9 protein-coding genes and 1 rRNA gene are annotated in these 9,641 nt (G+C 70.1%); all 10 read left to right on the forward strand.

Going from position 1 to position 9,641, the window contains the following annotated elements; translation table 11 throughout:
• Positions 1–87: ribosomal RNA gene (gene rrf, locus ACFWPT_RS40255) — 5S ribosomal RNA — on the forward strand; the annotation flags it as partial.
• A 98-nt stretch (positions 88–185) separates the two neighbouring features.
• A complete protein-coding gene (gene pgsA / locus ACFWPT_RS40260) occupies positions 186–806 on the forward strand; it encodes a CDP-diacylglycerol--glycerol-3-phosphate 3-phosphatidyltransferase (protein WP_063350199.1) in 621 nt (206 codons plus the stop codon).
• Between the two features lie 124 nt (positions 807–930).
• Positions 931–3,426: a mannose-1-phosphate guanyltransferase gene (locus ACFWPT_RS40265; RefSeq protein ID WP_063350200.1), complete on the forward strand. Its 2,496-nt coding sequence runs from the start codon at positions 931–933 to the stop codon at positions 3,424–3,426.
• 168 nt (positions 3,427–3,594) lie between these two features.
• A complete protein-coding gene (locus ACFWPT_RS40270) occupies positions 3,595–4,686 on the forward strand; it encodes a DUF881 domain-containing protein (protein WP_380487953.1) in 1,092 nt (363 codons plus the stop codon).
• Positions 4,683–5,015 (forward strand): small basic family protein, encoded by a 333-nt coding sequence (locus ACFWPT_RS40275; protein WP_030062488.1) that lies wholly within the window; start codon positions 4,683–4,685, stop codon positions 5,013–5,015. The genes ACFWPT_RS40270 and ACFWPT_RS40275 overlap by 4 nt, the downstream gene beginning before the upstream one ends.
• The gene (locus ACFWPT_RS40280; protein ID WP_380380628.1) at positions 4,999–6,132 is read left to right on the forward strand and encodes a DUF881 domain-containing protein; all 1,134 of its coding nucleotides are present in this window, start codon (positions 4,999–5,001) and stop codon (positions 6,130–6,132) included. Before ACFWPT_RS40275 ends, ACFWPT_RS40280 begins: the two co-directional genes overlap by 17 nt.
• 226 nt (positions 6,133–6,358) lie before the next feature.
• A complete protein-coding gene (locus tag ACFWPT_RS40285; protein ID WP_079136055.1) occupies positions 6,359–7,240 on the forward strand; it encodes an FHA domain-containing protein in 882 nt (293 codons plus the stop codon).
• 179 nt (positions 7,241–7,419) lie between these two features.
• Positions 7,420–8,112 (forward strand): MerR family transcriptional regulator, encoded by a 693-nt coding sequence (locus ACFWPT_RS40290; protein ID WP_208869207.1) that lies wholly within the window; start codon positions 7,420–7,422, stop codon positions 8,110–8,112.
• A 122-nt stretch (positions 8,113–8,234) separates the two neighbouring features.
• Positions 8,235–8,711 (forward strand): bifunctional nuclease family protein, encoded by a 477-nt coding sequence (locus tag ACFWPT_RS40295; RefSeq protein ID WP_063350203.1) that lies wholly within the window; start codon positions 8,235–8,237, stop codon positions 8,709–8,711.
• Positions 8,712–8,948: 237 nt separating this feature from the next.
• The gene (locus ACFWPT_RS40300) at positions 8,949–9,593 is read left to right on the forward strand and encodes a MerR family transcriptional regulator (protein WP_063350204.1); all 645 of its coding nucleotides are present in this window, start codon (positions 8,949–8,951) and stop codon (positions 9,591–9,593) included.
• Positions 9,594–9,641: the final 48 nt, after the last annotated feature.

Genomic DNA, 9,641 nt, shown 5'->3' on the forward strand with positions numbered 1-9,641 from the left:
GGTTACATTCCGAACCCGGAAGCTAAGCCTTACAGCGCCGATGGTACTGCAGGGGGGACCCTGTGGGAGAGTAGGACGCCGCCGAACAATCATTCGAGAGAAGCCCCCGCCGGGTGAACCTGGCGGGGGCTTTTCTGTTGTAGGGTCAACGTGCATTGTCATCACACGGGACAGGAGGCCCCCGGGTGGAGGTCCAGGAGACGCGGGTCCAGACCGATCGCGTCCTCACCATCCCCAACCTGCTCAGCATGGGCCGGCTGGTCGGTGTTCCGCTTTTTCTCTGGCTGATTCTCTGGCCGGTTTTCGATGGCCCCAACAACGATGGTTGGGCGCTGCTGATCCTGATGCTGAGCGGTGTCAGCGACTACCTCGACGGGAAACTCGCGCGGCGGTGGGGGCAGGTCAGCCGGGTGGGGCAACTGCTCGATCCGCTGGCCGACCGGCTCTATGTGCTGTCCACGCTGGTCGGTTTGACCTGGCGTGAGATTCTTCCGTGGTGGGTGACGGCGATTCTGCTGGCCCGGGAAGTGTTTATCGGCGCGCTGCTGCCCATTTTGAACCGGCACGGTTACGGGCCGCTCCAGGTGAGTTTTCTGGGGAAGGCCGCGACCTTCAATCTGATGTACGCGTTTCCGCTTCTCCTGCTCGGCAGCGTGGACAGCTGGATCGCGCGGCCGGCCGAGGTGGTGAGCTGGGCCTTCATCTGGTGGGGGACCACGTTGTACTGGTGGGCCGGTATTCTTTACGCGGTTCAGGCCAGGCGGATCACCCGAGCGGGCTCGACGGGCTCCGCGTCCGCAGTCTGAGACGTGATCTGAGAGAAGTCCCACGCCGCATCGGTGCGTCGGACGATACCTTCCGGGTAGGGATCCCTCTGGAACGGTTTGATGGACCTGTAGGTCCACCACCGCAAAGGAGGACGCACCCGTAATGAAAGCCGTTGTCATGGCAGGGGGCGAAGGAACCCGACTCCGCCCGATGACCTCAAGCATGCCGAAGCCGCTGCTTCCGGTGGCCAATAGGCCGATCATGGAGCACGTGCTTCGGCTGCTGAAGCGGCACGGCCTCTCCGACACCGTCGTCACCGTCCAGTTCCTGGCCTCACTGGTCAAGAACTACTTCGGTGACGGCGAGGACCTGGGCATGCATCTGACCTATGCCCACGAGGAGACGCCGCTAGGCACCGCGGGGAGTGTCAAGAACGCCGAGGACGCGTTGAAGGACGACTCCTTTCTGGTGATCTCCGGTGACGCACTGACCGACTTCGACCTCTCGGAATTGATCGACTTTCACCGCAGCAAGAACGCACTGGTCACCGTCTGTCTCACCAGGGTGCCGAATCCCCTCGAGTTCGGTATCACGATCACGGACGACGACGGACGGGTCGAGCGCTTCCTGGAGAAGCCGACCTGGGGGCAGGTCTTCTCGGACACTGTGAACACCGGTATCTACGTGATGGAACCAGAGGTCTTCGACTACGTCGCAGCAGGTGAGTCCGTCGACTGGTCGAGTGACGTCTTCCCGCAATTGTTGAAGGAGGGCAAGCGGGTCTACGGCTACGTCGCCGAGGGCTACTGGGAGGACGTGGGCACCCACGAGAGCTACGGCAAGGCCCAGGCGGACGTCCTGGAGGGCAAGGTCGACGTCGAGCTCGACGGGTTCGAGATCTCGCCGGGCGTCTGGGTGGCCGAGGGTGCGGAGGTGGACCCGGAGGCGGTGCTGCGCGGGCCGCTGTACATCGGGGACTACGCCAAGGTCGAGGCCGGTGTCGAGATCCGCGAGCACACCGTGCTCGGCAGCAACGTGGTGGTCAAGCGCGGGGCCTTCCTCCACAAGGCGGTCGTGCACGACAACGTCTACATCGGGCCGCAGAGCAATCTGCGCGGCTGCGTGGTCGGCAAGAACACCGACGTGATGCGGGCCGCCCGGATCGAGGACGGCGCGGTGATCGGGGACGAGTGCCTGATCGGCGAGGAGTCGATCATCGGTGCGAACGTCCGGGTCTATCCGTTCAAGACCATCGAGGCCGGCGCCGTCGTCAACACGTCGGTGATCTGGGAGTCCCGCGGCCAGGAGCACCTGTTCGGTGTCCGTGGCGTGTCGGGGATCCTGAACGTCGAGATCACCCCGGAACTGGCCGTGCGGTTGGCCGGCGCGTACGCCACGACCTTGAAGAAGGGGGCGACCGTCACCATTGCGCGTGACCACTCGCGTGGTGCGCGTGCGCTCAAACGGGCGATGATTTCGGCGCTCCAGACGTCGGCCATAGACGTTCGCGACCTGGAGAACGTGCCGATGCCGGTGGCCCGGCAGCACACCGCGCGGGGGAGTGCGGGCGGGATCTTCCTGCGGACCACGCCGGGGGTGCCCGACTCGCTGGACATCCTCTTCTTCGACGAGCGCGGGGCCGACCTCTCGCAGGCCGGCCAGCGCAAGCTGGATCGCGTGTACGCGCGCCAGGAGTACCGGCGGGCCTTCCCCGGTGAGATCGGGGACCTGACCTTCCCGTCCAGCGTCTTCGACTCCTACGCGGGCAACCTGTTGCGGGCCGTCGACACCACCGGGGTCCGGGAGGCCGGACTGAAGGTGGTCGTGGACACCGCGCACGGCAGCGCCGGCCTGGTTCTGCCGAGCATCCTCGGGCGGCTCGGAGTGGAGGCGCTCACCGTCTCCAGCGGGCTGGACGAGGCGCGGCCGACGGAGGACGCGGAGGAGCGGCGGGCGGGGCTGGCCAGGCTCGGCGAGCTGGTGGCCTCTTCCCGGGCGGCCTTCGGCGTCCGCTTCGACCCGGTCGGCGAGCGGGTCGCGTTCGTCGACGAACTGGGCCGGGTGATCGACGACGACCGGGCACTGCTGGTGCTGCTGGACCTGGTCGCGGCCGAGCGGCGCAGTGGGCAGGTGGCGCTGCCGGTGACCACGACCCGGATCGCCGAGCAGGTCGCCGCGTACCACGGCACCCAGGTCATCTGGACCACGACGACGCCGGACGACCTGGCGAAGGCGGCCGCCACCGAGGGCACGGTGTTCGGCGGGGACGGGCGCGGCGGGTTTGTGGTGCCGGAGTTCAGCGGAGTGCTGGACGGGGCCGCGGCCTTCGTGCGGTTGGTCGGCCTGGTGGCGCGGACCCAGCTCACGCTGAGCCAGATCGACGCGCGGATCCCGCAGGCGCACATCCGTCGCCGGGACCTGGCGACGCCGTGGGCGGCCAAGGGCATGGTGATGCGCTCGGTGGTCGAGGCGGCTGGCAGTCGGAGGCTGGACACCACCGACGGCGTCCGGGTCGTCGAGGCGGACGGGCGCTGGACGCTGGTGCTGCCGGACCCGGCCGAGGCGACCACCCACCTGTGGGCGGAGGGCCCGGACGACGAGGCGACCGAGGCGCTGCTGGACGAGTGGGCGGCGGTGGTCGACGGGGCCGGGCGGTGACGACACCGGCCTGATCGTCCGACGGTCCTGACGGTCGGGGCGCGCGGCATGGTCCGCGCGCCCTGCTGTCCGTTTTCACACTGTTCGCAATGATCCGTCACTTTGTGTCGTGTGTGCAGCTCAGGGGGTGTGCGTGGGCCCCTTCGCCGACGTGGGACGATGGTCCGCATGCCAGCGACGCCGACGCCGAGTGCCCCGAACGGACGGTACAACCGTCCGGACGCCTCGATGTCCCTGCTGACCAACGTCATGGACCACAGCCTCGACGAGGGCTACGCCGAGGCGGCCGCGGCGCGGGGCGGAGACCACGACAGCCGGATACCCAGGACGGTCCGAGGCCTGCTCACGCTGGGCGCCGGGCTGGCGTTGGTCGGGGTCGTGGTGACGGTCGGCGCGGTGAACGCGCACAAGGCGGAGCCGACGCTGGCCAAGGAGCGGGACGCGCTGATCCACCGGATCAACGACACCAACGGCTCGGCCGACCACCTCCAGCAGCAGGTGCAGGACCTGCGGCGCAAGGTCGAGAGCACGCAGCAGCAGGCGCTCGCCACGGGCGACGGCGACGAGGGCGGTCTGACCGGCGCGGTGGGCCTGGGCGAGGTCGCGGGGCCGGGCGTCAAGCTGGTCCTGGAGGACGCGGCGGGGACCGGTGGCGGGGGGAACGTCGACCCGCGGGCCGGGCAGGGCTTCTCCAACAGCGGCCGGCTGCGGGACCGCGACCTCCAGCTGGTGGTGAACGGCCTGTGGGGATCCGGCGCGGAAGCCGTGGCGATCAACGGCCAGCGGCTCACCGCGCTCTCGGCGATCCGGGCCGCGGGCGAGGCGGTGCTGGTGGACAACCGGCCGCTCGTGCCGCCGTACAACATCCAGGCGATCGGGGACGGGCCGAAGCTGCTCACCGCCTTCGAGAACGACATGGCCGGGCAGTACCTGCGGCTGCTCCAGGAGAAGTACGGCATCAAGTCGACCATGTCCGCGCAGAAGAGCCTGACGCTGCCGGCCGCGGTGGGTGTGACGCTGCGGACCGCCCAGCCGGTCACGTCCGAGCCCTCGCCCCCGGCGTCCTCGTCGGCGGCTTCGGTCACCCCGACGCCGTCACCCACCGCCGGAACCTCCGGGAGCCCGAGCGCGTCCGTTTCACCGTCTGCGGGCACCGGGCGGCGTACGCCGAGCGGGTCCGCGAAGACCACGACAGCCCACTCGTCCACGACGGCCCCGACCGGGTCGTCGTCCGCAGGGACAGGAGCAGCTAGACCGTGATTGCCGTACTGGGTCTCGTGATCGGGGTGGTCGTCGGACTCTTCGTCCAGCCCGAGGTGCCGGACGCCGTCGTGCCGTACCTGCCGATCGCGGTGGTGGCGGCGCTGGACGCCGTGTTCGGCGGCGTCCGGGCGATGCTGGACGGGATCTTCAACGACAAGGTGTTCATCGTCTCGTTCCTGTCGAACGTGGTGGTCGCGGCACTGATCGTCTTCCTCGGTGACCAGCTGGGCGTCGGCTCGCAGCTGTCCACGGGTGTGGTCGTCGTCCTCGGCATCCGCATCTTCTCCAACGCGGCCGCGATTCGGCGCCATGTCTTCCGCGCCTGAGCCGGGCCGCGGGGCGGCGGAGGAGCACGCGGACGGCGGCGGGAAGGCGTTGGAGCGGGCTGCCGAGGCGCCAGGGCCGGAGTCGGCGGCCGAGGCGGGCCCGGTCGAGCCGGTGGTCGGGGCCGGAGAGGTCCAGCACGCCGACCAGGCCGACCAGACCGAGGAGCCGGAGAGGGCCGAGGGGCCCGTAGCGGCGGTGGAGGAGCCCGAGGAGCGGGCTGCGGCGAAGTCTGACGCTAAGCCTGAGCTTGATGCGGAGGCGGCGCCCGCGCCCGTGGTGCGGCTCGCGAAGGCCGCGGCGCCTGAGCCCGGGCCTGTGTCTGAACTCGGGCCTGCGTCTGAGTCCGAGCCTGCGTCCGAGCCCGTGGCGGAGCCGGCAGCGGTGGACCGCAGTGCGGGGCGGCGGCGCCTCAAGGCGGCCCTGTGGCCGCCGCGGATGTCGCGCGGGCAGCTGGTGGTGGCGCTGCTGCTGTTCTCGCTCGGCCTGGGGCTGGCGATCCAGGTGCGGTCGACCAACGACCACCACAGCCAGCTCCGCGGGGCCCGCCAGGAGGACCTGGTGCGCATCCTCGACGAACTGGACAGCCGCCAGCAGCGTCTTCAGCAGGAGAAGGCGGAGTTGGAGCAGTCCCTGGCCAAGTTGGAGAACAGTTCCAACCAGGCCAAGGAGGCCCAGGAACAAACCAGGAAGAAGGCGACGGAGCTCGGCGTGCTCGCCGGTACCGTCAAAGCCACTGGTCCGGGCATCGTACTCACGGTCGATGATCCCCAAGGGCAGGTGAAGGCAGATATGCTGCTGGACACCCTGCAAGAACTTCGAGCGGCGGGGGCGGAGGCGATTCAGATCAACGATGTGCGCGTGGTGGTCAACACCTACTTCACCGACGTGTCGGGCGGCGGGGTGCAGATCGACGGGAAGAAGGTCTCGCAGCCCTATCGGTTCACCGTCGTGGGGAACCCGCAGGATCTGACACCCGCGCTGAACATCCCGGGGGGTGTCGTCCGTACTCTGGAGAGTCACCAGGCTCGGGCGACGATCACCCAGCAGCAGAAGGTGGTCGTCGACGCCCTCGTGGATCTGAAGACGCCGCAGTACGCCAAGCCGGCTTCGAAGTGACGGGGCGCCCGACGAACAGCCCGTCACCCGCGGGCGGCACCCGGTGCGGGGCGCCGCCGTCGCGTGGGCGAGACTGGGTCGTACCAGCACGCACCGGAGCACCAATCGCAGTACCGACCGTCGGAGTACCACTCCAGCAGGCCCGGTCCGCAACCGGGCCCGCAGCCTGTCCGAGGTTCTCACCCTGCCCCGCGGGCGGGTCTGTCACACGCAAGGGGATTCGCCCGTGAGTTTCTTCTCGAAGTTGTTCGGTCGTAACAAGGGCCGTGGCGCGGCCTCCGTCGAGGCGCCCACCGCGCGGCACCGCCGGCCCGAGGACGAGGCCGCCGTGCCGGGCATGCGCCCCGCCCCCGAGGGGGCGGCGTACGCCGAGCAGCAGCTGTTCCGGGACGGCGCGGCCGCCCAGTACGCCGGGAATCCGGTGGGCTACGGCGCGTCGGTTGACCCTTCCGGCGACCCGCGCATAGGTTTCCAGTCAGGACCCTCAAGCTCTGGTGGAGGGTTTGCCCCGGACCCGTACGCCGGGCACAACCCGTCGGGTGTGCCGCGCCAGGAGGCTGTGAACATGGCTGGCCCCACTCCGTGCCCCAGGTGCGGCAACCAGAACCCGGCCGCGGCCCGGTTCTGCTCCAACTGCGGTACGGCCCTGCGCGGTGGCCTGCTTCCGGAGGGGGCGGCGGAGACCACGTCGACCATCTCCATCTCCGGCCTGGAGTCGTACGACCCCAACACCACGACCGGCACCGGCGCCACGCCGGCCCTGTCGGCCGAGGTGCTGTCGGCGATCGACGCGCTGCCGCCGGGCTCGGCCCTGCTGATCGTCCAGCGCGGTCCGAACTCGGGCAGCCGCTTCCTGCTGGACTCGGACGTCACCACGGCCGGCCGTCACCCGCAGGGCGACATCTTCCTGGACGACGTCACGGTCTCGCGGCGCCACGTGGAGTTCCGCCGGACGCGGGCCGGGTTCAGCGTCGCGGACGTCGGCAGCCTCAACGGCACCTACGTCAACCGGGAGCGGATCGACGAGGTGTCGCTGAACAACGGTGACGAGGTGCAGATCGGGAAGTACCGGCTGGTGTTCTTCGCCGGCCACAACCGGGGGTACTGAACCCAACGTCGGTAGGAGCCCGAGTGAGTACGAATACCCCTTCATCTTCTCTCGGGGCGGCCACCCCCGCATCGTCCGGTCCGCAGGCGGACCGCGGCGGGCGCGGGGTGGTCGCGGGCCCCAGGCAGCCGATCCGCCCGGACCGGCCGGGTGGGCGGCGGCGCGGCGGTGACGAGCTGCTGAGCATCGGCGCGGTGTTGACCTTCCTGCGCGACGACTTCCCCGAGGTCACCATCTCCAAGATCAGGTTCCTGGAGGCGGAGGGCCTGGTCGAGCCGCAGCGCACGCCCTCGGGGTACCGCAAGTTCAGTCCGGCCGACGTCGAGCGGCTGGCCTACGTCCTGCGGATGCAGCGCGACCACTACCTGCCGCTGCGGGTGATCCGCGAGCACCTGGACGCCATCGAGCGCGGTGAGGCACCGCCCGCGCTGCCGTCCGCCGACACCCGGCCCGGACCCGTGGAGGAGGCGGACCGGGAGCTGGGGGCTTCGGCCGACGTCCCGTCCGGAGTCCGGCTGGGGCGTGCCGAACTGCTGGCGGCCGCCGAGTCCGGGGAGCGCGAGCTCTCCGAGTGGGAGTCCTACGGTCTGGTCGCGCCGGGCCCGGACGGCGGGTACGACGGCGAGGCGCTGCAGGTGGCCCGGCTGGTCGCGGAACTCGGCCGGTACGGGCTGGAACCGCGGCACCTGCGGGCCATGAAGGCCGCGGCGGACCGGGAGATCGCGCTGGTGGAACAGGTGGTGGCGCCGCTGCGCCGGCACCGGAACCCGCAGACCAGGGCCCATGCCGAGGCCACTGCGCGGGAGCTGGCGACACTGTCCGTGCGGCTGCACGCGGCGATGGTCCAGGCCGGTCTGCGCGGCCGCGGATAGCGTCCCCGCGGGGTTCCTGCGGCTGTCCGCCCAGGGCCCCGGCTGACCGCGGTGCACCGCGCTGACCAGGGGCGTCGGCCCTGCGCTTTCATATCCGGGGCCTGAGCCATAGGGTTGCCTGTGTGAATGAGCTCGACGTCGTGGGTGTCCGAGTGGAGATGCCTTCCAACCAGCCGATCGTGCTGCTGCGGGAGGTCGGGGGCGATCGGTACCTGCCGATCTGGATCGGTCCCGGCGAGGCGACCGCGATCGCCTTCGCCCAGCAGGGCATGACGCCGGTCCGCCCGCTGACGCACGACCTGTTCAAGGACGTCCTGGAGGCGCTCGGGCAGCAGCTCACCGAGGTCCGGATCACCGACCTGCGGGAGGGCGTCTTCTACGCCGAGCTGGTCTTCACCGGCGGGGTCGAGGTGAGCGCCCGGCCGTCCGACGCGATAGCGCTGGCCCTGCGCACCGGCACTCCGATCTACGGGAGCGAGGAGGTGCTCGCCGAGGCGGGCATCGCGATCCCGGACGAGCAGGAGGACGAGGTCGAGAAGTTCCGCGAATTCCTCGACCAGGTGTCGCCCGAGGACTTCGGGGGCAGCGGTCCGCAGTAGCGCGGACCGGATTTCTCTACAGGTCAGGCCGTTGTTTGGCTTGCCGTTTTGCCAAAAACCGTCGACCTACCCACACTAGGGGCACGAAAAACCACTCTCCTGAGTGATGTGGTTTGGCTGGCCCGGCGTGGCGATCGTTGACGGGTCATAGGGGACTGCCTACCGTCAGGAGTGGCTGTCCGGGTGACCGATGCCCGCAGTTCGGGTTGCCCGCAGCACCAGTGGACGGAGGCAGGCATGAGCAGCACCGGCGATGGCACGGCCGTGGGAGGCCTGTGTGCCGTGCACCTGCCGCGCACCGCTCGCACCGTGACGGACCTGCCCCGGGTGGGCAGGTTCCCGGCCGTGCAGCCGGGTCAGCCCGCCATCGAGCGGCTGGCCCCGACGTCCGAACTGATCGGCTACCGCGGTCCGACGGCCTGCGCGGCGGCCGGCATCACGTACCGCCAGCTGGACTACTGGGCCCGGACCGGACTGCTGGAGCCCAGCGTCCGTTCGGCGTACCCGGCCACCAGCCAGCGGCTCTACAGCTTCCGCGACATCCTGCTGCTGAAGATCGTGAAGCGGCTGCTCGACGCGGGCGTCTCGCTGCAGAACATCCGGGTGGCGGTCGCCCATCTGCAGGCGGCCGAGCAGGGCGACCTGGCCGGGATGACGCTGATGTGCGACGGCGCCACGGTGTACGAGTGCACCACGCCGCAGCAGGTGGTGGACCTGCTGAAGGGCGGTCAGGGGGTGTTCGGCATCGCGGTGGGAGTGGTCTGGCGGGAGCTGGAGCTCACGCTCGGGCGGCTGCACGCGGAGCGCACCGACACCGGCGAGACGCTGGTCGGCCATGACCCGTCCGACGAGCTGGCCCAGCGGCGCAACCGGGCGGTCTGACCGCAGAACTGACGAGGCCGCGGGCCCGGACGGGGAACCGTCCGGGCC

The organism is Kitasatospora sp. NPDC058478 (genome assembly GCF_042720345.1).
GTDB lineage: Bacteria > Actinomycetota > Actinomycetes > Streptomycetales > Streptomycetaceae > Kitasatospora.

Bases quoted from the DNA above. Each gene is read 5' to 3' on its own strand.
- ACFWPT_RS40300 (WP_063350204.1), top strand. From the start codon at position 8,949: ATGAGCAGCACCGGCGATGGCACGGCCGTGGGAGGCCTGTGTGCCGTG.
- ACFWPT_RS40265 (WP_063350200.1), top strand. From the start codon at position 931: ATGAAAGCCGTTGTCATGGCAGGGGGCGAAGGAACCCGACTCCGCCCG.
- ACFWPT_RS40280 (WP_380380628.1), top strand. From the start codon at position 4,999: ATGTCTTCCGCGCCTGAGCCGGGCCGCGGGGCGGCGGAGGAGCACGCG.
- ACFWPT_RS40270 (WP_380487953.1), top strand. From the start codon at position 3,595: ATGCCAGCGACGCCGACGCCGAGTGCCCCGAACGGACGGTACAACCGT.